This is a genomic window from Marinobacter sp. ATCH36 (assembly GCF_023555055.1).
Classification (GTDB): domain Bacteria; phylum Pseudomonadota; class Gammaproteobacteria; order Pseudomonadales; family Oleiphilaceae; genus Marinobacter.
On sequence record NZ_JAMJPL010000006.1, the window covers coordinates 125,346 to 147,992 of the forward strand.

Annotated in this window: 23 protein-coding genes and 1 pseudogene; 8 read left to right on the forward strand and 16 right to left on the reverse strand. The window is 57.9% G+C overall.

What is annotated here, in order from left to right; translation table 11 throughout:
• Positions 1 to 45: 45 nt before the first annotated feature.
• Positions 46 to 1,599 carry a glutamate--cysteine ligase gene (gene gshA, locus M8010_RS16535; protein ID WP_250093803.1) on the forward strand — a complete coding sequence of 518 codons (1,554 nt, stop codon included), beginning with the start codon at positions 46 to 48 and terminating at the stop codon, positions 1,597 to 1,599.
• 2 nt (positions 1,600 to 1,601) lie between these two features.
• On the opposite strand, the gene M8010_RS16540 is transcribed toward gshA, so the two are convergent.
• A complete protein-coding gene (locus M8010_RS16540) occupies positions 1,602 to 2,045 on the reverse strand; it encodes a flagellar basal body-associated FliL family protein (RefSeq protein WP_250093805.1) in 444 nt (147 codons plus the stop codon).
• A gap of 162 nt (positions 2,046 to 2,207) precedes the next feature.
• Between M8010_RS16540 and M8010_RS16545 the strand changes: the two genes are divergently transcribed.
• Both M8010_RS16545 and rsd read left to right on the forward strand, forming a co-directional pair.
• The gene (locus tag M8010_RS16545) at positions 2,208 to 2,714 is read left to right on the forward strand and encodes a disulfide bond formation protein B (protein WP_250093807.1); all 507 of its coding nucleotides are present in this window, start codon (positions 2,208 to 2,210) and stop codon (positions 2,712 to 2,714) included.
• Between the two features lie 92 nt (positions 2,715 to 2,806).
• Entirely contained in the window at positions 2,807 to 3,289 is a 483-nt protein-coding gene (gene rsd / locus M8010_RS16550) for a sigma D regulator (protein WP_250093808.1), read from the forward strand.
• Between the two features lie 66 nt (positions 3,290 to 3,355).
• Here rsd and bamJ read toward each other — a convergent pair whose 3' ends face one another.
• The 4 genes and pseudogenes from bamJ to M8010_RS20155 all read right to left on the reverse strand — a co-directional run.
• A complete protein-coding gene (bamJ, locus tag M8010_RS16555) occupies positions 3,356 to 4,066 on the reverse strand; it encodes a BamJ family beta-barrel-assembly machinery protein (RefSeq protein WP_250093809.1) in 711 nt (236 codons plus the stop codon).
• Between the two features lie 111 nt (positions 4,067 to 4,177).
• Positions 4,178 to 4,564 (reverse strand): DUF4124 domain-containing protein, encoded by a 387-nt coding sequence (locus M8010_RS16560; protein WP_250093810.1) that lies wholly within the window; start codon positions 4,562 to 4,564, stop codon positions 4,178 to 4,180.
• Positions 4,558 to 4,800: a hypothetical protein gene (locus tag M8010_RS16565; RefSeq protein WP_250093811.1), complete on the reverse strand. Its 243-nt coding sequence runs from the start codon at positions 4,798 to 4,800 to the stop codon at positions 4,558 to 4,560. The genes M8010_RS16560 and M8010_RS16565 overlap by 7 nt, the downstream gene beginning before the upstream one ends.
• Before the next feature lie 6 nt (positions 4,801 to 4,806).
• Positions 4,807 to 5,088 (reverse strand): annotated as a pseudogene (locus tag M8010_RS20155) (DUF2390 domain-containing protein); the annotation flags it as partial.
• Between the two features lie 48 nt (positions 5,089 to 5,136).
• Here M8010_RS20155 and M8010_RS16575 point away from each other — a divergent pair.
• Positions 5,137 to 7,080, forward strand: coding sequence for an ATP-binding cassette domain-containing protein (locus tag M8010_RS16575; RefSeq protein ID WP_250093813.1), 1,944 nt, complete (start codon positions 5,137 to 5,139; stop codon positions 7,078 to 7,080).
• 12 nt (positions 7,081 to 7,092) lie between these two features.
• Here the strand turns inward: M8010_RS16575 and ppx are convergent, their stop codons facing one another.
• A complete protein-coding gene (gene ppx, locus M8010_RS16580; protein WP_349666116.1) occupies positions 7,093 to 8,604 on the reverse strand; it encodes an exopolyphosphatase in 1,512 nt (503 codons plus the stop codon).
• A gap of 281 nt (positions 8,605 to 8,885) precedes the next feature.
• On the opposite strand from ppx, the gene trxA reads away from it, so the two are divergent.
• Positions 8,886 to 9,212, forward strand: coding sequence for a thioredoxin TrxA (gene trxA / locus M8010_RS16585; protein ID WP_007153552.1), 327 nt, complete (start codon positions 8,886 to 8,888; stop codon positions 9,210 to 9,212).
• A gap of 244 nt (positions 9,213 to 9,456) precedes the next feature.
• On the opposite strand, the gene M8010_RS16590 is transcribed toward trxA, so the two are convergent.
• From M8010_RS16590 to moaB, 4 genes are read right to left on the reverse strand one after another with little or no spacing between them, the layout of a single operon-like run.
• Positions 9,457 to 9,903 (reverse strand): molybdenum cofactor biosynthesis protein MoaE, encoded by a 447-nt coding sequence (locus M8010_RS16590; RefSeq protein WP_250093814.1) that lies wholly within the window; start codon positions 9,901 to 9,903, stop codon positions 9,457 to 9,459.
• Between the two features lies 1 nt (position 9,904).
• The gene (moaD, locus tag M8010_RS16595; protein ID WP_250093816.1) at positions 9,905 to 10,168 is read right to left on the reverse strand and encodes a molybdopterin converting factor subunit 1; all 264 of its coding nucleotides are present in this window, start codon (positions 10,166 to 10,168) and stop codon (positions 9,905 to 9,907) included.
• Positions 10,169 to 10,170: 2 nt separating this feature from the next.
• Positions 10,171 to 11,385 carry a molybdopterin molybdotransferase MoeA gene (locus M8010_RS16600; RefSeq protein WP_250093817.1) on the reverse strand — a complete coding sequence of 405 codons (1,215 nt, stop codon included), beginning with the start codon at positions 11,383 to 11,385 and terminating at the stop codon, positions 10,171 to 10,173.
• Positions 11,386 to 11,388: 3 nt separating this feature from the next.
• Entirely contained in the window at positions 11,389 to 11,961 is a 573-nt protein-coding gene (moaB, locus tag M8010_RS16605; protein ID WP_250093818.1) for a molybdenum cofactor biosynthesis protein B, read from the reverse strand.
• A gap of 390 nt (positions 11,962 to 12,351) precedes the next feature.
• Between moaB and rho the strand changes: the two genes are divergently transcribed.
• From rho to M8010_RS16620, 3 genes are all read left to right on the forward strand, one after another.
• Positions 12,352 to 13,614, forward strand: a complete 1,263-nt coding sequence (rho, locus tag M8010_RS16610) for a transcription termination factor Rho (RefSeq protein WP_250093819.1) — start codon at positions 12,352 to 12,354, stop codon at positions 13,612 to 13,614.
• Positions 13,615 to 13,863: 249 nt separating this feature from the next.
• Positions 13,864 to 15,351, forward strand: a complete 1,488-nt coding sequence (gene ubiD, locus M8010_RS16615; protein WP_250093820.1) for a 4-hydroxy-3-polyprenylbenzoate decarboxylase — start codon at positions 13,864 to 13,866, stop codon at positions 15,349 to 15,351.
• A 1-nt stretch (position 15,352) separates the two neighbouring features.
• Positions 15,353 to 16,357, forward strand: coding sequence for a 2Fe-2S iron-sulfur cluster-binding protein (locus tag M8010_RS16620; protein WP_250093902.1), 1,005 nt, complete (start codon positions 15,353 to 15,355; stop codon positions 16,355 to 16,357).
• Between the two features lie 158 nt (positions 16,358 to 16,515).
• Here the strand turns inward: M8010_RS16620 and M8010_RS16625 are convergent, their stop codons facing one another.
• From M8010_RS16625 to M8010_RS16650, 6 genes are all read right to left on the reverse strand, one after another.
• Positions 16,516 to 17,754, reverse strand: a complete 1,239-nt coding sequence (locus tag M8010_RS16625) for a heme biosynthesis HemY N-terminal domain-containing protein (protein ID WP_250093821.1) — start codon at positions 17,752 to 17,754, stop codon at positions 16,516 to 16,518.
• A complete protein-coding gene (locus M8010_RS16630; RefSeq protein WP_250093822.1) occupies positions 17,751 to 18,857 on the reverse strand; it encodes a uroporphyrinogen-III C-methyltransferase in 1,107 nt (368 codons plus the stop codon). The genes M8010_RS16625 and M8010_RS16630 overlap by 4 nt, the downstream gene beginning before the upstream one ends.
• 2 nt (positions 18,858 to 18,859) lie before the next feature.
• Entirely contained in the window at positions 18,860 to 19,672 is an 813-nt protein-coding gene (locus M8010_RS16635; RefSeq protein ID WP_250093824.1) for a uroporphyrinogen-III synthase, read from the reverse strand.
• Positions 19,653 to 20,594, reverse strand: a complete 942-nt coding sequence (hemC, locus tag M8010_RS16640; RefSeq protein ID WP_250093826.1) for a hydroxymethylbilane synthase — start codon at positions 20,592 to 20,594, stop codon at positions 19,653 to 19,655. Before hemC ends, M8010_RS16635 begins: the two co-directional genes overlap by 20 nt.
• A 96-nt stretch (positions 20,595 to 20,690) precedes the next feature.
• Positions 20,691 to 21,446: a LytR/AlgR family response regulator transcription factor gene (locus tag M8010_RS16645; protein WP_250093827.1), complete on the reverse strand. Its 756-nt coding sequence runs from the start codon at positions 21,444 to 21,446 to the stop codon at positions 20,691 to 20,693.
• A 6-nt stretch (positions 21,447 to 21,452) separates the two neighbouring features.
• Positions 21,453 to 22,547, reverse strand: a complete 1,095-nt coding sequence (locus M8010_RS16650) for a sensor histidine kinase (protein ID WP_250093828.1) — start codon at positions 22,545 to 22,547, stop codon at positions 21,453 to 21,455.
• Positions 22,548 to 22,647 lie beyond the last annotated feature (100 nt).

Sequence of the window (22,647 nt, forward strand, 5' to 3'; positions counted from 1 at the left end):
ACTGGCGGCCGGTAATCCCGGCCGCCATCCTAGCAGGAGTCATTCATGGGTGAATCCCGCCATCAGCTTTTTCAACAGTTCACTGCCAGCCAGTGGACAGGGTTCAGAAAGGGCGTGGAAAAAGAAGGCCTGCGGGTCGATCGCAACGGTTTTATTGCCCAGACACCGCATCCGCGTTCCCTGGGCTCTGCACTGACCCATCCGCGGGTCACTACGGATTACTCCGAGGCCCTGCTGGAGCTGATCACCCCCGTGTTCGACACCACCCGGGGCATGCTTGACTCGCTCCGGGACATTCATCGATTCGTGCAGCATCACCTGGGTGACGAAGTATTCTGGTCCGCCAGTATGCCTTGCGAGCTGGATGGTGATGCCAGCATTCCCATTGCGGAATACGGCACCTCCAATATCGGACGCCTCAAGCACGTTTACCGCCAGGGTCTGGCAGTGCGTTATGGCCGCATGATGCAGAGTATCGCTGGCGCTCATTACAATCTGTCTTTACCCGACAGCTTCTGGAACCTGTGGCAACAGGCGGTTGGCAATCAGCAAAACCTTCAGGATTTCAAATCGGACCAGTACTTCTGGCTCATCCGTAATTTCCGTCGCCGCAGCTGGCTGCTGATGCTGCTGTTTGGAGCTTCCCCGGCACTGGATGCCAGTTTTGTTGCAGGCATGCGCCATGACCTGGCCAGATTCAGCGAAGACACATGGTACGGCCGCACTGCCACCTCCCTGCGCATGGGAGACCTTGGGTACCACAACAATGCCCAGGCCTCGCTGAATATCTGTTTTAACGAGCTCAAGACTTACACCGACACCCTGTTTCGGGCGATACACACCCCATGGCCGCCTTACGGGGAGATTGGCACTCGGCGTAATGGCGAGTTCATCCAGATCAACACCAGCGTGCTGCAGATCGAAAACGAGTATTACAGTGCCGTTCGCCCCAAGCGCACCACCGAGCGGGAAGAGAAACCAATTCAGGCCCTCGAGTCCCGTGGTGTGGAATACATCGAAGTGCGTTGTCTGGATCTTGATCCCTTCTCCCCGGTCGGGGTCAACGAAAGCCAGATTGATTTCCTGGATCTTTTCCTGCTGGACTGCCTGCTGTCTGATAGTCCACGCATCGACGACGATGAATGTGACCGGCTGGATGATAACTACCAGGACGTGGTGGCGAGGGGGCGGGACCCGAAACTCACGCTTTGCCGCGCCGGTGAGCCGGTAGCTCTGGGTGATGCGGCCTCGGGCTTACTGGATCGGCTGGAACCGCTGGCGGAACAGCTGGACGGCTGGAACGGTGACACGACCTATCGGCGCGCGCTGGATGACCAGCGAGCCAAGCTGGCGGATCCGCTTCAGATTCCCTCGGCAAGGGTTCTGGAGACCATGGAAAGTTCTGGTATGGGGCACAGGGAGTGGGGAATGGAGATGTCCCGGCGCCATCAGCAGACGTTGCGGGACGAGGGGCTACCGGATGAGGTGATGGCCGCATTCGAGAAAATGAGCAAGGAGTCACTTTCGGAACAGACTGCCATGGAGCAGGCTGATAGCCAGTCCTTTGATGAGTTCCTGGAGCATTACTTGCAGTCCTGAGATTACTTCTGAACGACAAACTCGGTAAATAAGACGCCGGTGATGCTTTCGCCGGTTTGCTGCTCTTCCAGTACCGCATTGATCCGACGCGTTGCTTCCTCCCGCAGTGCCTGCTGTCCCTCAGTGCCCGACAACCGGTCGGTATCGGTCTGCTCGCCAAACAGCATTACCAGTTCATGACGTAACCTGGGCATGTGGGCCAGAACTGCCGGACGCGTAGTCTCTCTGGATGCCCGTATGGTAATCGCAGCTTTGAGGTAGGTCAGCTTGGCACCGGGTTTGCCCACATGGGTCACGAACGGCGGGTCCATTTCGATGTAGTCGGTTATGCCCGGCTCTTCCTGTTGCTCCTGCCCGGCTTCTTCGTCTTCCTCGGCAAAAGCTGCGGACGCGAGGGGCAGCGAAAACAGCAGTGCCAGCAATAGGTGCTTTGGCTTAAGTGTCATAGGCTTGAAGTTCGTATTGGTTTAAAGTTACGTGGCTGGGCGCCTGCAGGCACCACCGATGCTGGGAGAATAGCAGGGTCGATGCAGGGTTGCAGCATCTGGTGGTTTCGCTGCCATGGCGGGACAAACTGTCTGACATGAATATTAATCAGAGGTGCGCTTTTGAATTCCCGAGCCGTTTTTTTTCTGATATTCCTGCTTTGTGCCGGCCTTCTTGGCGTGGCCTTTTACATGGAACATTTTATGGGGCTGGAGCCTTGCCCTCTGTGTTGGTTGCAGCGGTTCGGCTTTATGGCTGCAGGCCTGGTCAGCCTGCTGGCGGCGCTGCATGGTCCCGAGAGGTTCGGCGCCAGGGTTTACGGCTTTTTTCTGGTGTTGACTGCCGGCGCCGGTCTCGGAATTGCGGGGCGCCAGCTCTGGTTACAGAGCCTGCCCGCTGATCAGGTTCCCGCTTGCGGTCCGTCGGTGGACTATATGTTGGAGGTCTTGCCCTGGATGGAAGTTTTAACCACAGCACTCAGGGGCACCGGTGATTGCGCCGAGGTAACCTGGCGCTTCCTCGGGCTCAGCATTCCGGGATGGGCCGCTATCTTTTTTACTCTGGTGGTGATCACGGGGCTGATCATGCTGTTCCGGCCCCGAAAAAAGTCTGGCTGGATACGGAGCTGAAACGGTTGCGACGGACCGTCGGCATGGGGTAACTTGAGACTCGACTCAACAAAAAGAATCAAACCAGAACCCGGTAACCGGAGATAGGCGTCATGTTGGATAATTGCCGTAATGCCAGGGAGCGTTGGGGTGGAGTCAGCGAACTGATTGATCGCTGGCTGAAAGAAAGGCAAGAACTACTGGTGCACTACTGTGATTTGTCCGGCACCTCGGATTACTCGCAGACGGACGTGCTTAGTGCGAAATTCATCAGGCTTTGCGAAGTCCTGGTGGATTACGTATCGGCAGGGCATTTCGAGATATACGACCAGTTGGTACAGGAAGCCAGGGAATTCAATGACGGCGGCCTGGAACTGGCGGCAAGGCTTTATCCGAGAATCGAACAAACGACGGAAACGGCGCTGAACTTTAATGATCGTCTTAATGGCCAGTCACTGAGTGAAAGTGAAATCCGCGAGTTGTTCGAGCAGCTTTCGGAACTGGGGGAGACCCTGGAAAGTCGTTTTGAGATGGAAGATTATCTGATTGAGCATCTTCATAATGCCCACGCAGAGAAGGTCATATCGTCTGCCTGACTGGCACTCCTGACGGCTTCCCCCGGCCTCATCCGGTAAAGCGGGGGAAGAGAAGGGTGAACGTGATTATTCCGGATTGATTTCCAGCAGTTCCACGTCAAACACCAGCGTCTCGTTGGGTCCGATCCTCTGGTTTCCACCTGGTCCGTAGGCCAGTTCCGCCGGAATATAGAGTTTTGCCCTGCTGCCTTCAGACATCAGCTGCAGACCCTCAGTCCAACCGGGAATAACCTGGTTCAGGCCGAAAGTAACTGGCTCACCGCGTTCACGGGAGCTGTCAAAAACCTCACCAGAAATCAGTTCGCCAGTGTAGTGAACCTGCACCCGGTCTTCCGCAGTCGGCTTTTCGCCATTGCCTTCTTCAACAATTTCGTACTGCAAGCCTGAATCGGTGGTCTCAACGCCGTCACGCTCTGCGTTCTCGGCCAGGAACTCCTCTCCCGCCTCGCGGTTCTTGTTGGCGAGTTCGTCCGTCTGTGCCGATTCCTGTTCCTGGAGCTCGGCCTGGTAAGCCATCAAGGCCTCCTGAATTTCCTCCCGGCTCATGCGGGTCTGCTCTTCATCACCGGCGTGGCCATGCTGGATACCCTGCAGAAACTGGTCCATCTGCAGATCTGGCAGATCGTTGCCCATCCGCTCACCCATCACCAGGCCCATGCCATAGCTGACCTTTTCATCGGTGGATTCCAGTGCGGGATCTTCCGGCGCGGCATCCTGCGGAGAAGAGCAGCCGACCAGGGCGCCGGCAACAGCCAGTGCGATCAGGGTTTTGTTCATTGCCTGTTCCTTCATCGTGGTTTCTTTTGAATGATTACGAACGCACAGAAGGTAACGGGTTCTGTCGCCAGATGCCACTGAACATGTGTTAAGGGAAGGGTAACGGCAGTGTTAACTATCGTTGTGTGCGGTGTCGCTAGACAGAGAAAACGGAGCCCTGTAGGGCGACTGCCAGTCGGTCTCAGGGTCCGAGGCCGGCAGGCGCAAGGTTTCGTTGTCTGTCCGTTCTATGGCCAGCGCATTCCAGGGCCCCTGGGCCGGCGGTTTGTCAGCGTAGTGCCAGCTGCCGTCGCTGTCCTGCCACTTGAAGACAATATCAGGCCCTTCGGTGGGTACCGGAGAAGGGACCAGTCCCTCAAACGAGGGGATGTCCACATTCGCTTCTGTTTTGGCAGGCTTGGTTGATGTTTCCGCAGGGTCGTTAATACCAAAAAATACCAACGCAACAAGAACGCCCAGTGCGGGAAACGCCAGCCGGATAAGCCATTTCATCAACATGGCCTGTTATCTCCCTTTGCGAGTCTCGACAGCTCTCTGGCAATTGTGTCCAGCAAACTGCCGGTCTCGTTTTCCATATTAGTCTCCGGTGCCGCAGCGAGAAGGTTATTCCGGGCCAGACTGGCCGTGGTTTCTTCACTGGAGCCTGTTTGTATGTCTGAAACAAGGGCCCGGTAGGCCAGTGCCAGCTCAACCCGCTCTGCTTCCAGTTCGCTGCGGGCTATGTATTCCCTCACGATAACAGTGCGAGGGTTGTTTTTCGTTATGTATTTTCTCGCAGACCTCAATGGCGCTGTAACCTGGCTTCGCCAGTCTGTTACGGAGTCACACTCACGCCCGGAAAATCTGTGGCCGGATGATGCAAGCCACGCTGCGCAGAGGATCCTGGTAACGCTCCACCCCCGGCTCTGCAGCTCGAGACACGCTTCCCTCGCCCGGGTCGATTCCCAGAACCGCGAGGCAAAACGCCATAACGGGTTTTCCGGATCGGCATCCTCAGGTATCTTGCTTCCGCTACACGACATTGGACACCTGTCGGTTCCTTATTGAACTTTCCCTGATACCATTAAGTTATGCTAACGATAACCGATCTCAGTTTACAACGGGGTGGCGTCTGGTTGCTAGAAGCCGTCAACCTTACCGTCCAGCCCGGCCAACGGGTGGCAATAGTCGGTGCCAATGGCGCCGGAAAATCCAGTTTGTTCCAGTTATTGCTGGGGCAGCTGTCACCGGAGCAGGGTAGTGTGTCATTGCCCGGTGGTTGCCGGGTTGCCCACATGGCCCAGGAAGTGGCTGCCTCATCCCGGAGTGCCCGGGATTTTGTGCTGGATGGTGACCACGATCTACGGCGAATGGAAGCGGAACTGGCCGCTGCCGAAAAGCGCGGCGACGATCACACCTTGGCCCGCGTTCATGGCGAGCTGGACGTCCACGAAGCCTGGTCTGCGCCGCGTCGGGCGGAAACCCTGCTTCGGGGGCTCGGGTTTTCGGATGCCGATGCTGACCGGCCGGTTTCGTCGTTTTCCGGTGGCTGGCGGATCCGCCTGAACCTGGCCCAGGCATTGATGCGCCCGTCGGACCTCCTGCTGCTCGACGAGCCCACCAACCACCTGGATCTGGACGCCTGTCTGTGGCTGGAAAACTGGTTGCGACGGTACGAAGGCACCCTGTTGTTCATTTCTCACGACCGGGATTTCATGGATCGTGTGGCGACACACCTTGTGCATTTCGACCGGCGTCAGCTGGAGCTCTATACGGGTAATTACTCAGCGTTCGAAACCCAGCGCAGTGAACGTCTTGCCCAACAGCAGGCGGGTTACGAACGCCAACAGGCCAAGATCGCCGAGATTCAACGCTTCATTGACCGTTTCAGGGCCCAGGCTACCAAAGCCCGACAGGCTCAGAGCCGGGTTAAAGCGCTGGAGCGAATGGAGAAAATTGCCCCTGCCCATGTGGACTCACCGTTCAGTTTCGAGTTTCCGGTGGCCGATAAGGTCTCGAATCCTTTGTTAACCATCCGCAACGGTGCAGCCGGTTACGGCGAGACAGTTATTCTGGAGGGTATTAACCTGTCCCTGCTGCCCGGCAGTCGCGTTGGCCTGCTTGGCCCCAACGGCGCAGGCAAATCCACCCTGATGGATGCCCTGCGGGGTGAAAGCACGCTGCTTCGGGGGGAGCGGACCACGGGGGAGCATCTGGCTATTGGTTATTTTGCCCAGCACCAGCTGGAGTCACTTGATCTGGATGCCAGCCCTTTCCTGCACCTGCAACGGCTTTCTCCCAGGGCATCGGAGCAAAGCATTCGGAATTTCCTGGGGGGCTTCGACTTCCACGGCGATGGTGCGCTGAGTGCCATTCGTTCGTTTTCCGGCGGTGAAAAGGCTCGAGTGGCCCTGGCGGTCATCGCCTGGCAAAAGCCCAACCTGCTGTTGCTTGACGAGCCCACCAACCACCTGGACCTGGAGATGCGCCAGGCCCTGACCATGGCCCTGCAAAACTTCGACGGAGCGATTGTTGTGGTCTCCCACGATCGCCACCTGTTGCGCAACACGGTGGATGATTTCTGGCTGGTGAACGACGGCCGGGTGACGGAATACGATGGCGACCTGGAAGATTATGAACGCTGGCTGGCCGACCGGCGTAAGGACGACGCGGAAGCGCCCCGGCGTGAGAGCGGCAACGTTTCTACGGCTGATGCAGATACAGCGGTTGCCGGTGAGAACGCGGACGATCGCAAGGCCCGAAAGCGGGCAGAAGCGGCTATTCGCCAGAAGCTCAGCCCCTATCGAAAGCAGCAGGCTGCCCTGGAGAAAGAAATGGACAAGCTTCAGTCAGAATTGATGACACTGGAGCAGGACCTTTCAGAACCTGATCTCTATGCCGATCAGGGCAAACAGAAGCTGAAGGAACTGCTGGGCCAGCAGGCTGCCGCCAAAAGCCGACTGGCCGAGGTGGAGGCAGAGTGGCTCGATATCAGCGAAACGGTGGAAAACCTGGAAGCAGAACTGACGCCCTGATCAGTCGGGATACTAGACGTTTACTTTCAGGTTGAAATCCTGTTTTGCGAGATAGTCCCGTTCGTTTTCGAGGTCGGCCAGAGTGAGCGGCCGGTCCTCCAGCCAACCGGCAGGGAATTCCACGGCGAGACCATTGGTTGAAGGAGTTAAACGGAGCTCTGGTGGCTGCTCATGATTACGCGGGTGTTGCAGTAGGACCGCCAGGCGAACCAGTACGCACAGGTAGCGCAAACGGGGAATGTCTTCCGGGTCCAGGCCTTCGAAAATGGCGGCAGAGAACTTGCGCCGATGCCCACGAACCAGTGTTGCCAGGTCCCGCTGAAACTGCTGGCTGAAGCCGGGGAGATCGGAGTAACGCAGCAGGTAGGCTCCGTGCTTGTGGTACTGGCTGTGGGAAATGGTCAGACCGATTTCGTGCAGCCGGCAGGCCCAGCGCAACACCTCCTCATCAGCCGGCGTGTTCAGCACCCAGGTATCGGCTACCTGTTGCCAGGCAGCGATGGCCGTCTCCTCCACGGCGCCACCGTGCTCCTGATCCACATGGTAGCGCTCCTGCAGGGCCTGTATGGTGCGCTCCCGCACGTCCTCATGCTGAATCCGGCCAGCAATATCGTATAACAGGCCCTCGCGCAGGGCGCCATCGGCGAAGGTCAGTTCCTTTACCTGCAGCGACTGGAAGGCCCCCATCAGAATGGCAAACCCTGCCGGGAAAATACTTTGGCGGTCAGTGCGGACCCCAAGATCGCCCAGCTTCTCAACCTTGCCCATGTCCACCAGGCGTTTTCTTAGCTCGGTCATGGCGTCGAAAGTAATCTTGCCGTCAGTGATCTTGAGGCTGGCCAGCACACTGGCAATGGCCTTGATTGAACCGGATGACCCCACCGCACTCTGCCAGCCTTTGCTACGGAAATTCTGCCGGATATTGAGCAATTCCTGCTCGGCATGGGTGATCGCTCTGTCCATCTGCTTGCGGGCGATTTTTCCGTCTGGGAAATAACGATTGCGGAACGAAACGCAGCCCATGTGCAGGCTTTCCAGTTCCTGGGGCTCGAAACGTTCGCCGATAATGAATTCGGTACTACCGCCGCCAATATCAATCACCAGTCGCCGGCCGCTGTCATCGGACAGAGTGTGAGATACCCCCAGGTAGATCAGGCGAGCTTCCTCACGGCCAGCAATAATCTCAACGGGATAACCAAGCACCTCCTCTGCCCGGGCCATGAACTCCTGAGTGTTGCGTGCCACTCGCAGAGCATTGGTGCCCACCACCTGTACCGCTTCCGGCGGCATGCCCTGAAGTCTTTGCGCAAACCGGCGCAGGCACGCGAGGGCGCGCTCCTGAGCTTCGGCAGTAAGGCGGTTGTACCGGTCCAGCCCGGCTCCAAGCTGAACCTTTTCGCCCATTTTCTCCAGGGTGCGGATTTCTCCATGAACAAGGCGGGCAACCACCATGTGGAAACTGTTGGAGCCCATATCGATTGCTGCGAGGAGTTCTGGCGGGGTGGCGGAGGAGTTGGCCGTCACGTCTATTGAATTCCTTCTGACAGGCCCTACATAGAGGGAATAAAAGCTTTAAAGGCCGCCTGCGGGATACCCCGACAACGGTTGTATAATGACCAGTGCAAATGCGACAGCGAGCGGAAACCGCTAAAGCTGGTGTTTACTATAAGCGATATGCAGTGTAACGCAATGGTGCGCTATCGGTCAGTGTAATCCGAAGTACCCGGGCAGCAGGAAGCGCTTCACATAGGCCTGACCAATCGCGTAAAGTATTGGAAACCTTGACCACGAATCGGGAAACTGAAATGAGCGGAAATATCGTAAACGTTACAGATGCCTCTTTTGAGCAGGACGTACTGCAGTCAGACGTGCCAGTACTGGTGGACTACTGGGCAGAATGGTGCGGCCCATGCAAAATGATCGCACCCGTTCTGGAAGAAATGGCCGAAGAATACGAAGGCAAGCTGAAAGTCTGCAAACTGAACATCGACGAAAACGAACAGACACCGCCCAAGTTCAACATCCGCGGCATCCCAACACTGATGCTGTTCAAAAACGGCAACGTTGACGCCACCAAAGTGGGCGCACTGTCCAAATCCCAGTTGGCCGCCTTCCTGGACAGCAATCTCTGATTGCCACCAGTCGGCAAAAACCGCCTCTGAGCCCAGACTCACAGGCGGTTTTTTATTGTCCCGAAACAAAGCACGCGGAAGACTTTCAGGCGAGCAACAAATCAGGCAAGCAATGCCGGGCCACTCTTCCGAAAATGTGCGGAGCCATGGATGGCGGAGCCCAAGCGTACACGGACGTATTCAAAGCGTTTTTCGGAAGAGTGGCCCGGCATTGCTTGCCGTCTGGCCAAAAGATCCCAGAGAACTACTCCCAACTCTGTGACCGGTCCAGATCCGAAGCCTTCTGCTCAACCCAGTGCTCACTATCCCCGGTAATCTCCTTTTTCCAGAATGGCGCCGACGTCTTCAGAGCATCCATGATGAACTCACAGGCCGCAAACGCATCCCCACGGTGGGCACTGCAGACCCCCACAAACACAATCTGCTCACCCAGAGCCAGGTGCCCCACCCGGTGAATCACCCGGGCCTCACGCACCTCCCAGCGCTCTGATGCGTTAGCAATCAGCCCCTCAATGACCTGCTCCGTCATCCCTGGATAGTGCTCCAGGAAAAGCCCTGTCACACCCTTTAGATCGCCACTGTCACGAACCAGCCCGGTAAAGGTCGCAATGGCCCCGGTGCCGGAACCGCTGCGACGAAGTGCCCGGTATTCCTCTGCGGGATCAAAATCCTGCTGCTCAATACGAATCACTTCAGCCCCCTGTTACCGGCGGAAAAAAGGCCACTTCATCGCCCGGGTGCAACACCTTGTCCGGTTTGGTCATCAGCTGATTGACCGCAATCATTACCGGCTGCGCGCCATCCAGCTGAGCCCAGTGTCCGCCCCTTGCTGCAAGATCGCTCAACAACTGGCCGGCCGTCAGGCCTGGTTCGGCCTCGACTGTCAGTGAGGCGGTATCCAGTTCTTCCCGCAGGCGCGCGAAAAATTTCACGGTAATGGTTTTGTCTGCAGCCATGGTTATTCCAGCAGCTCCGCAAATGAAAAGTAGGTGACCGTATCACCGATGCCAATAGTCGTATTTTCCGGCACCACCGCCAGACCTTCAGCCCAACAGGCCGCGCTAAGCACACCGGAGCTCTGATTGGGAGAGGCGTTGACGACCGGGCCATTGTCACCGATACCTTTGCGCGCGCGGACGTACTCCCGACGAACCGAAGGCGTCTCAATCGAAAATCCTGCGGGCATTTGTTCACCGTGGCCCGAAATCGCAGTGCGTCCCTGGCAGGCGCGTATCAGTGGCATACCCACCACCAGGAAAGTGACTAGCACAGAAGCGGGATTGCCGGGCAGACCCAGCACCGGGGTATCACCAATGCTGCCAAAGGCCAGGGGCTTGCCCGGTTTCATGGCCATGCGCCACAGCGACAGGTTGCCGTCCTCCTCAAGCACTGCCCGCACATGATCTTCTTCACCCACGGATACGCCGCCGCTGGTGATGATCAGGTCTGCCTCGACGGCGGTGCGCTTGAAGGTGCTGCGGGTTTCATCACGGGTATCCGCCAGGGTCTCGCAGAGTACGACTTCACAACCGGCCTTCGCCAGCAGTCCCTGTAACGTATAGCGATTGGAATTGTAGATTTGTCCTGGCGCCAGGGGCTGGCCTGGGTCTACCAGCTCATCTCCAGTCGTAAGAATGGCCACTTTCAGTCTGTTGTAAACCTCAACTTCGGCCACCCCCATCGAACCCAGCAGGCCCATTTCCTGAGGCCGGATCTTGGTGCCTTTCGCCAGTGCCAGCTCGCCCCTGGCAAGGTCCTGTCCCCGACGGCGAATATTCTGGCCTTCGCTGACCAAGGCATCGATGGTAATACCGTCATCGGCAACCGAGACCCGCTCCTGCATGACCACTGAGTCTGCGCCTGCGGGGATTTCCGAACCGGTAAAAATACGAACCGCGGTGCCGGGCTGAAGGGATCCGGGAGCTTCGCCTGCCGCCACCCGACCGGATACCGGCAACATAGCGTCGCTGGAAAGATCTCCGGCCCGAACGGCATAACCATCCACTGCACTGTTATCGGCCGGCGGTACATCCGCGGGCACCGTGTAGTCTCGTGCCAGAACGCGGTCAAGGCTATTGGTCAGCGCTACTGATTCTGTGCCTGTAATCGGGCGGGCCTGCCTGAGAAGATGATCAATTGCATCGTCGACGGGCATCAGGTCTGAATTTGCCATGGACTATCGCTCCGCTCGCTCACCAATGGTTTCATAAATTCGGCTTAGGGGCTTGTCCGGCTTTCGCAGTGTGATCGCCGAGAAATTGCACGGGCCGTGGCGGCTGTCCAGCTGAGAGCTGAGAATGCCGTTCCAGCCGGTACGGCAGGCGCCGGTGGAGCCGGGCAGGCAGAAAATGACAGTATGGTTGGCCAGTCCGCCAAAAGCCCTGGACTGAATAGTAGAGGTGCCAATCTCGCTGGCGGACAGCCTTCGGAATTCCTCGCCGAAACCTTCAATGGTCTTGTCCAGCAGAGGGACAACGGCTTCCGGTGTGCTGTCACGTTCGTGGAATCCGGTGCCGCCGGTGATCACGACTACGTGCACCGCGGGATCGGCAATCCAGCTCGACATCAATGCCCGCACCAGATAGACATCGTCCGGAAGGATGCGCCGTGCAACCAGCTTATGGCCTGCTTCCAGGATACTGTTTTCCAGGAATTGCCCTGATGAGTCTTCTGCAACGCCACGGGTGTCAGACACCGTTAACAGGGCAATGTTCAGTGGTTTCAGTTCGCTGGTGGTGTCGCTGCTCATTGATGTTCTCCGGAGTCTGTGAAAATCATATTACCAGTATCCTCATAGGTAAGGATGATTGGAAGAGGAGTAGCCCATCAGGGGGATATGATCCGGCTCCGGGAAGGGTAGGCAATGGATCGTAATAGGGTAGATAGTGCCGGAAACTCGAAAATTGGCGCAAAAGTGCGCAGCATCACTTGACATTGGTATACAAGGTGGCTGATTATCCGTCTTGCCCGGTGAGCGGTTGTTCTTCCTGTCTCTGGCTTCAGTACCTTTCCGGATACCATCTACACCGATTGCTCCATCTGGCCAGCACCTAGACAACGTTTACCCGATCAATCCGTTCAGGGGCATCCCTGTCATTCCAATGTTCGTTTACTTCCATTCCTGACAATCTAATAACCTATGAATCTTACTGAACTCAAGCAGAATTCCATGCCCGAATTGCTCGATATTGCGCAAGAGATGGGCCTCGATAACCTGGCTCGTTCGCGCAAGCAGGATGTGATCTTCACCATTCTGAAGAAGCATGCCAAGAGCGGTGAAGACATCTACGGTGACGGCGTACTGGAAATTCTGCAGGATGGTTTCGGCTTTCTGCGCTCCGCTGACGCCTCATATCTTGCCGGCCCGGATGATATTTACGTTTCACCCAGCCAGATCCGCCGGTTCAACCTGCGGACCGGTGATACGGTTGCCGGCAAAATCCGTCCGCCAAAAGACGGCGAGCGCTATTTTGCGCTGTTGAAGGTCAATGAGATCAACTTCGACAAGCCGGATAACGCCCGCAACAAGATCCTGTTCGAAAACCTCACGCCATTGTTCCCTGATCAGCGCCTTATGCTTGAGGCAGGCAATGGCAGCACGGAAGACCTGTCTTCCCGAGTGCTGGATCTGGTGGCTCCCATTGGCAAGGGTCAGCGCGGCCTGATCGTTTCTCCACCCAAAGCCGGTAAAACGCTGTTGATGCAGAGCATTGCCCAGTCCATCACCCGCAACAATCCTGAGTGCCATGTGATGGTATTGCTGATTGACGAGCGGCCTGAGGAAGTGACCGAGATGCAGCGCACTGTGCGTGGCGAAGTCATCGCCTCCACCTTTGACGAGCCACCGGCGCGTCACGTTCAGGTGGCGGAGATGGTGATCGAAAAGGCCAAGCGCCTGGTCGAGCATAAAAAAGACGTGGTGATCCTGCTGGACTCCATTACCCGTCTTGCCCGTGCCTACAACACCGTGATTCCGTCCTCCGGCAAGGTGCTGACCGGTGGTGTCGACGCCCATGCCCTGGAAAAGCCCAAGCGCTTCTTCGGTGCCGCCCGTAACGTGGAAGAGGGCGGAAGCCTGACGATCCTGGCGACGGCACTGGTGAACACCGGTTCCAAGATGGACGAGGTGATTTACGAGGAGTTCAAGGGCACCGGCAACATGGAGATCCACCTGGATCGCAAGATTGCCGAGAAGCGGGTTTACCCGGCTCTCAACATCCGCAGCTCCGGCACGCGCCGGGAAGACTTGCTGATGAGTGAGGCGGATATCCAGCGTATCTGGATCCTGCGCAAGCTATTGCACTCCATGGACGACGACACCGCCGCCATCGAGTTCCTGCTGGACAAGCTCAAGGAAACCAAGACCAACGACGAGTTCTTCCAGTCGATGAAGCGCCGTTAAGTTTTCGTTTCGCCTTCCAGGCGCACTGAGCTTGGGGGCTGGCAACGCCGGGGATCTTCTCCCCGGACACGCCGTGAACCCATCCATGGGGGCTCGGCATTGCCATCCCTGGCAATGCACGGTCCGGGGAGAAGATCCCCGGCGTTACCGATCCAGCATCCCCCATCCCGTTCCTGCACCGAAGCCCAACCGGGGCCAAACCAAAACCAAAGAATTCGCGTACAATGCCGGAACCAACCGGAGTAGCCGATGAAATACAACGACCTGAGAGACTTCATAAACCAGCTTGAAAAGCTCGGTGAGCTGAAGCGCATTTCAGTGGAGGTTGATCCTCACCTGGAAATGACCGAAATCTGCGACCGCACCCTGCGGGCAGGTGGTCCGGCGTTGTTGTTCGAAAACCCCAAAGGCTACGATATGCCCGTGCTTGCCAACCTGTTTGGCACCCCGAAGCGTGTCGCCATGGGCATGGGGCAGGATAGCGTGACTGCCCTGCGTGACATTGGCAAGCTGCTCGCTTACCTGAAAGAACCCGATCCACCCAAAGGTTTCAGAGACGCCATCGAAAAACTGCCGCTGTTCCGGCAGGTGATGCGCATGAGCCCCAAGGTTCTCAGGTCCGCTCCATGTCAGGACGTGGTGATCGAAAAGGATCAGGTGGATCTTTACCAGATACCGGTGCAGCATTGCTGGCCCGGCGATGCAGGGCCATTGGTGACCTGGCCGCTGGTGATTACTCGTGGTCCCCATAAGGAGCGCCAGAATCTGGGCATCTATCGCCAGCAGGTGATTGGTCGCAACCGGCTGATCATGCGCTGGCTCAGCCATCGTGGCGGAGCACTGGATTTCCTTGAGTTCCAGAAGGCCAACCCGGGCAAACCTTACCCCGTGGCCGTGGCATTGGGCGCCGACCCGGCGACTATTCTGGGGGCGGTTACGCCAGTACCCGATACCCTGTCGGAATATGCCTTCGCCGGCCTGCTTAGGGGAGGGCGTACAGAACTGGTGCAGTGTGGCCTCAGTGATCTGCAGGTGCCGGCCAGCGCTGAAATTGTTCTGGAAGGGTTTATCTACCCCGACGATATGGCGCCTGAAGGGCCGTTCGGGGATCATACCGGCTATTACAACGAAGTGGACCAGTTCCCGGTGTTTACCGTGGAGCGGGTGACTCACCGCAAAAATCCGATATACCACAGCACCTATACTGGTCGGCCACCTGATGAGCCGGCGATTCTCGGTGTTGCGCTTAACGAAGTGTTCATCCCCATCCTGCAGAAGCAGTTTCCCGAGATCGTGGATTTCTACCTGCCGCCGGAGGGTTGCTCCTACCGCCTTGCAGTGGTGACGATGAAGAAACAGTATCCAGGCCATGCCAAACGGGTGATGATGGGGGTATGGTCCTTTCTGCGGCAGTTTATGTACACCAAGTTTGTAATTGTCACGGATGACGATGTCAACGCGCGGGACTGGAAAGATGTGATCTGGGCGATGACTACCCGAATGGATCCTTCCCGGGATACCACGCTGGTGGAGAATACCCCGATCGACTATCTGGATTTCGCCTCGCCGGTATCCGGGCTGGGTTCCAAGATGGGGATGGATGCCACCAGCAAGTGGCCCGGTGAAACAGACCGTGAGTGGGGTACGCCCATTACCATGTCTGATAACGTCAAAAAACGTGTCGACGACATCTGGGACAGCCTGGGCATTGAAGTTTCGCCCGACCGCCCCGACTGATATGGCCAGCGATGAAGTTCGTATTCACTTGTCACCGGCCGGGTTGTCGTATAGAGCGGCAGCTGGTGAGACGCTTCTGGCGGCGGCAAACAGGGCAGGTGTTGCGGTTCCGGCAGCATGTCGCAACGGTGTATGCGAACTCTGTGAGGCCCGCCTGATCGCAGGCGAGGCCGTGAACACCCGCAATCAACATACAATTCCGATCGCCGGGCGCCTGATGATGTGTCGAACCCTCGCGCTCAGTGACCTAGAACTGGAGATAGACGCCATTATGGCAGCCGGAGAAAACCACCCCCGCAAGTTCCAGGCAAAAGTGGTGGACGTCCGTTCCATCAGTCACGATGTATACCGTGTGGAACTGCAACTGCCCCGTCGCCGGGAACTGTCGTTCCATGCCGGCCAGTACCTGTCAGTGAACCTGCCGGATACCGACCCCTGCTATTTTTCCATCGCCAGCAGTCCGTCGGACGAATTGATCGAGCTACACATTCAGGCCTCGCCGGAATGGGTGTCTGCCCAGAAAGTGATCGATGCGCTGACCTCCGGTGGGGAAGTCACCGTTGAGCTGCCCCATGGCCGCGCCTGCCTGGCGTCGGTGCCGGATAAACCGTTGCTGCTGGTGGCAGCTGGTACCGGATTTGCCCAGGTGAAAAGCCTGGTGGATTATCTGAGAGAGACATCCTACGACAAACCGGTAAAGCTATACTGGGGCGTTCGCCGCCACGAGGATATGTATCTCCGGTCCCTTGCCCAGAAGTGGCAGGAGGACTGGCCGCCGTTCAACTTCCTGCCGGTGGTCGGAGATGATGAGGATAACGACTGGAGCGGCCACCACGACCAGTTGGTTCGCACGGTACTGGCTTCAGGTATGGACTGGAGTGATGTGGAAGTCCACGCCAGTGGTTCGCCGACGATGGTTTACACGTTGATGGATGCGTTGCTTGAAGCCGGGTTGCCACAGAGGGCGTTTTTCTCTGATGTGCTGGAATACGCGCCTAGGGGATGAGGCTGGCAAACCACCAAAGTCAGTCCGGGCACGGGTGGGGTACCTTTTCTGTCAGGGAAAAGGTGTCCGAGCAAAGCGAGTTCTTTTCCCAGAAGAAAAGGTACCCCACCCGGGACCAGCCCCACTTTGGCAGGCTACGAGGCCAGCAACCAACCCCATCAGGCCTTGGGCATCGGCAAATCCGGCAACCCACTGTCTTTCACGAGCCCCTGCATCAACAGCTTCACACTATTCTCGCCTTCACCCATATGGGCGTTCAGGCGGCTAAGCTCGGCCATGGTTTCGCGGCTGCGGCGTAAGCGCAAACTGGTTTCAAAGTACTCCCTGGCCTTGCCCCAGAGCTCGTTGCGCAGGCTCAGGCGGCCAAGTGCCAGTAGCAGTTCGGCGTTGTTGGGGCGGTCTTTCAGCCATTGTTCTGCAATCAGCAGCTGTTCGTCCGGTTTCAGGCCCTTCACCCGACCATAGAGGTTGACCAGGTCGTCACCCCAGTGATTGCGCAATACCTTTCTCAGAAGCGTTTCAGCCTGGGCCTCGTCCCCCAGTTGCGCCAGCAGGCGGGCGTACTCGCGAATGGTGTGCTCGTCGCGACGCAGGAATCCTGGCAGCTCGTCCCAAAGTTTCGTTAGCGGCTCCAGAGAGGCGGATGGCTCACCCGAATGGCGCCGGCATTCCGCGGCAGCTCGCTGCAGCAGGTTGTGCCAGACCAGCCGTTCCAGATCGCCCAGCTCTTCGCGTTCCATCAGGTTTCGCTTGCGGATCTCTGGTAGCAGGCGAGACAGCTCGCGCCAGTCTTCCAGGCGAACGTAGGTGTTTTTCAGCAGTTTGAGTACGAACGGGTGATGAGGTGCCTGCTTGCGTAGCCTCAACAGTGTGGCCAGTGCTTCCTCAAGCCGGTTACCGGCTAGTTGCAGTTGGGCCTGGGTAATGCCCACGGCCATGTCGGATCCCGGCGTGCTCTCAAAGGCTTTGCGCAGCAGTTCGTCGACCGCCTCGTGATCGCCGGATTCAAACGACGCCTGGGCAGCCGCGAGGTAGTTGATCAGGGGGGTGTCGGCGTGCTCTGCCGATGAAGTGAGAAGCTTGCGTGCCCGCGGCCAGTTACCTTCGGCGAGGGCCAGCAGGCCCTGGGTGGTACGGCGGCGAGCACGACGTTCGCTGCTGCGAGCCAGCCAGCCGGCAACCATGCCAGTGCCGTGGCGCAGGCGACGAAACAGGTTAATGGCCATCACGGACACCACCAGCAGCAGCACCAGTGCCGCCAACCCAACCCAGAAATTGGTTTCAATCAGGTAGTTGCCCAGGCTGATGCGGATATAACCGAGATCATACTGAAGCCCCAGGGAGAGACCGGTGCCTAACAACAAGGCGATCAGGATGATCAGCAGGATGCGGATCATGAGGCATCTCCCTGTTCATCGCCATCGCCATTGTCCAGCCTTCCTGCCAGACGTGACTTGAGTAGTTCCAGGGAGCGACTGATATCCGGCAGTTCCGGGTCGACGTTCTTTTCAGACAGTTCGTCCAGGCTTTGCGAAAGCGCGATAATGCGATCGTTGCTGCTGTCGTACCAGTTGTTGATGGCATTGCTGGCCTTGGTGAGGGAGCGGGAGTACAGCTCCTGGTGGCCGCGCAGAACCGCCAGTTCTGCTTCTTCCAGCATCAACTGGAGATTGAGTCGGGCGTATGCGCTCTGCTCAGGAGAAAGCAGTGGCTTGACTGGTTCGTCGAGTCTGCGCACAACAACGACCTGTGACAGGGTATCTTTTACCTTGTTCCATCCCTCGGCCATCAGGCCAGGGACAGAATCTGTGTTGCCGGCCGCGTTATCGCTTGCATCGGCGATGAACCCGGGGGCTCGGTCGCTGGCCAAGGCATCGTCCGTAAGTTGGTGGATGCTGTCGATGGCCGCTTCCAGCTTCAGGTAAAGGCCGGTGCGGTCAACATCGGCGATACCCTTGAGAGCAAGGATTTCCTTGGCCAGTTGCTGACGAACCGGATAGACGCCGATATCGTCAGACTCCGCCAGTACTTCGTCGCCGGACTCCAGTGCAGCCAGGGCCCCGCGGATATCCTTTTCAATCATCAGACGCTGGTTGGCCACTCGGAGCAGGTATTCAGCTTCGGCCAGCAGCCAGTCGGTGCGGGTGCGGTTACCGGCTTCCAGCAATTCGCGGGCATTGTGGTCGATCTGGCGTTGCTGAGTGGAAATCAGCTCACGCTGTTCCGAAAGCTTTTCCTCCAGTGCCTGCAGGCGCTGGCTTTGCTGGTTGCCGGTCTGGCCGTACATCCGGTCCAGTTGCTCGGTATCGCTTTCCAGGCTGGTGATGGATTGCTGCAGGGACTGGTAGTTGTTCCACTGCTGCCAACTCCACAGCGCCAGTGCTATTGCCAGCGCCAGTGCAAGCAACGTTATGATCCAGAGAGGCCACAGCCGTTGCCGTGTTTGCTGTTGTTTCGGGATTGGGGCGGGCAGTTGTGCTTTTGATTCTGTCACGGGCATCCTTACTTGGTGTTTCCGGAGCCTCCGTCCAGGCTGGCGAGTTGCTCGGCAACTGCAGCCACAATCGTGCTATCGGCAAGGCTTCCTGGTATACACGTTCGCCGAAGGCCGGCCAGACGTGCTTGTTCGGCAATCCGCTCAACAGGGACAACCAGCAAAGTATCTTCAAGATTATGGCCGGTATTTTCACTTAGCGCGATGAGATTGTTCAATGTTTCTCCCGACAGTGTGATGATTGCCTCGGGGGAAAAGTTGTTCAGCATCGCGATCAGCGTGGTTTTATCATAGTCGGGACGGTAACGGCGATAAAGTGGCAACACCGTGACCCTTGCACCCCGTTCTTCCAGCGTTTGCGGGATCAGCTCGCGGCCTTCCTGCCCCCGCACAACCAGCACCTTCTCATGATCCAGGCTGGCCAATTCAGGCAACTGTAGCAAATCTTCGCTGGTATGGCCGGTTTTCGGCTGTCGTGTGTTCAGACCGTAACCGGCCAGTACCGCTGCGGTTCCTGCTCCGACGCCATACCACTGGATGCCCGACGGTGTTTGTGGCCACCAGGTATCCAGCCACTCCAGCAGCAGGCTGGCAGCATAGGGGCTGACAGCGATCACACGGGAGAACTCATCCAGGTTCAGGATGAGCGTGCGGGAAGCGGGATCCTCCGGTAGCGGCTCACGGGCGATCAGAGGCAACACCTGCGCGTCGGCGCCAGCCTCCCGGAAGACCTCGGCAAGGCGGTCGGCTTCGGGTTGCGGCCGGCAGATCAGGATTCGCCGACCCACTAATGGCAGGGAATCAGGTCGGGGTGTGGCCATAGATTTCAGCCAGAACCTTGTCTGCACCCAGCGCAAGCAGGTCTTCCGCCAACTCGCGGCCAAGGCGTTCGCCTTCGCTGCGCGGCGCGCGGCCTTCCACCCGGAACACCTTGGTGCCATCTACGGCGCCCACAAGGCCTCGCAACCACAGGGTATCGTCATCCTCCAGCAGGGCATAGGCGGCAATGGGAACCTGGCAGCCACCCTGCAAGCGGCGGTTCAATGCCCGTTCCGCCTTGACCCGGTCCGAGGTGTCGCGGTGGTCCAGGGGGGCCAGCATGCGGATGAGCTCGGCATCGTCCAGCCGGCATTCGATTCCCAGCGCACCCTGGCCGACAGCGGGCAGAGATACACTGTCGGGCAGGCAGTAGCGGATACGGTCATGGAAACCCAGGCGCTTGAGCCCGGAGCTGGCCAGTACAATGGCGTTGTAATCACCGGCGTCCAGTTTCGCCAGGCGGGTGTTGACGTTACCCCGCAGGGTGCGGATTTCCAGGTCCGGCCGATAGGCGCGAAGCTGGGCCTCCCGGCGCAGGCTGGCCGTGCCTACAATGGCGCCATGGGGTAATGCGTCCACATTTTCATAGTCGTTGCTGACAAAAGCGTCGGTAGGGTCCTCCCGTTCGCAAATGGCCACCAGCCCCAGACCCTCGGGAAATTCCATGGGCACATCCTTCATGGAATGCACGGCCAGGTCCGCCTGACCTGCCAGCATCGCCTCTTCCAGCTCCTTGACGAACAGGCCTTTGCCGCCAATCTTGGCCAGCGGCACATCCAGAATCTTGTCGCCCTGGGTTTTGATCTTGACCAGTTCAACCTCCACATTATCGTGGAGCCGTTCCAGTTCAGACTTGATGAAGTCCGCCTGCCAAAGCGCCAGTGCGCTGCTGCGGGTTGCAATGCGAAGAGTTCGTTTTGACATGTTACTCGTTGCCGAATCTGAAAATGTTATGCCAAGGGTACCCTTTGTGGGGCTATTTGTAGAGCCAAACGTCAAGCCACGACATTGGTGCCAAAGCTAGCCGGGGCGGTGTTCCTTCAACCATTGCCTTACTGAAGCGGTATGTCTCCGGCTTACCGGCAGCCGGCCGTGATCGTCCGACAGGTCAATGACGTTCTGGCCGCCACCGTTTCTGAGTATCGCCTGGATAAAACGCACGCCCACCAGGGTATGGCGGTGAATCCTCAGTAGATGCTGGGGATAGGTGTTTTCAAGCTCTTTCAGGGTGTAATCGGTGACGGTCTCACCCCGGAGATGGTGGATGGTGACGTACTTCTGGTCGGCCTCGCAGTAGAGAATTCCCCGGATATCAATCAACTCCGTGCCGCGATGGGTGCGGACGGCCAGTTGTTCGTCGCTGTCTGACTCTCTTTCCGCCAACGCCTGCATTTGCACCCGGTTGACCCGGCCTGCGCGTTTCAGTGCCTCCACAAGCGCTTCCCGGCGTACCGGTTTGAGCAGATACGCCACGGCATGAACGTCGAACGCCTGAATGGCGTAATGGTCGTACGCGGTGCAAAAAATAATGGCCGGCGGTGCCTCGAGTGAGGCAATTCTCTCTGCCGCTTCCATGCCATCCATGCCGGGCATGCGGATATCCAGCAGCAATATGTCGGGAGACCGCTGCGCGATTCTTGCCAGCGTTTCTTCACCGTCGCTGGCCTCGCCGCACACGTCATAGCCTGGCAGGGCTTCCACCAGTCTGCGGATGCGCTCCCGGGCCAGGGGCTCGTCATCGGCAATCAGTACGCTACGGCTGCTCACATCGGCCATGCTTGCCTACCTGTTCCTTGTCGCGGGTTTACCATTGCTACTCGCCTTCTGCCAAGGTAAGCGAAGAGTGACGGTATATATATCATTCTGGTGGCTGTGCTTCAGCACCGCCGGCTCTCCGAAAAGAGCGTGCAGGCGTGACTGGATGTTGGCCAGCGCCATGCGATTGCCATTATGGCCACCATGATCCGGGGCCGGGCGGGGATTTTGCACCATCAGATAGACGGACGGGCCGTTACGGTAGACCTCAATTTTCACCGTTCCGCCGTTCGGACGAGGCTGAATACCATGATAGATGGCATTCTCCACCAGTGGCTGCAGGGTAAGCGGGGGGATGGCTTGCTGATCCAGGCCATCCTCGATACGCCAGTCCAGAGTCAGCCGGTCCTCCAGGCGTAGCTTTTCGATGGCCAGATAACGCCGGCACAGATCCAGCTCGGCAGACAGGGGGATCAGGCGGTCACCGGTTCGAAGGCTGGCGCGGAACAGTTCGGAAAGATCGAGTACAGCGTCTTCGGCCCGCTCAGGGTTTACCGAGATCAGGCTGGCGATAGTGTTCATGCTGTTAAATAGAAAGTGGGGGTGTATCCGTGCCTGCAGCGCTGTCAGCCGCGACTGCATTTCCGATTCCCGCTGCTGCTGCCACTGGAACTGCAGGTAAAAATAACGCAACACCATCAGCGTGATCAGTAGCGCCAGTAATAACTTCTTGGCCACTCCCTGCCAGGCTTCAACGCCGGGGCGGGGATGCAGAACGCTATCGGCAAACAGGCTGAAGGCCAGCACATCCATCAATACGATGGCGACAATTACAGCGGTGGCGCGGGGGATGGTCAGGCCCGAAAGCCATCGCCGTAACAGGCAGATCAGTGCGGCGCTGGTCAGAACGGTCCATTGCACGAACAGTGACAGCAGGCCGAAGTAATTCCAGTCAATCCAGTGGCTCTGGGCCTGAACGATGGACAAGACCAGCACCAGCAGTTCGCTGGTCACCACCAGCATGAAAACGGCCCGCACCCGGCACAGGTCCGGTACATAAAATTCGCTGTCGCTCAGCGTGGTTTCCCTGACCAGGCGTTCCCTGTTGTGTTTTACTGCCATTGAAACTGTTCCTGAATCCCGTGTTCCCGAATCAGAGAAAGGCAACTGTCCGCTACAGAATGCTATAATCTTGCAACTTTCAATTTACCCATTCCCGCAG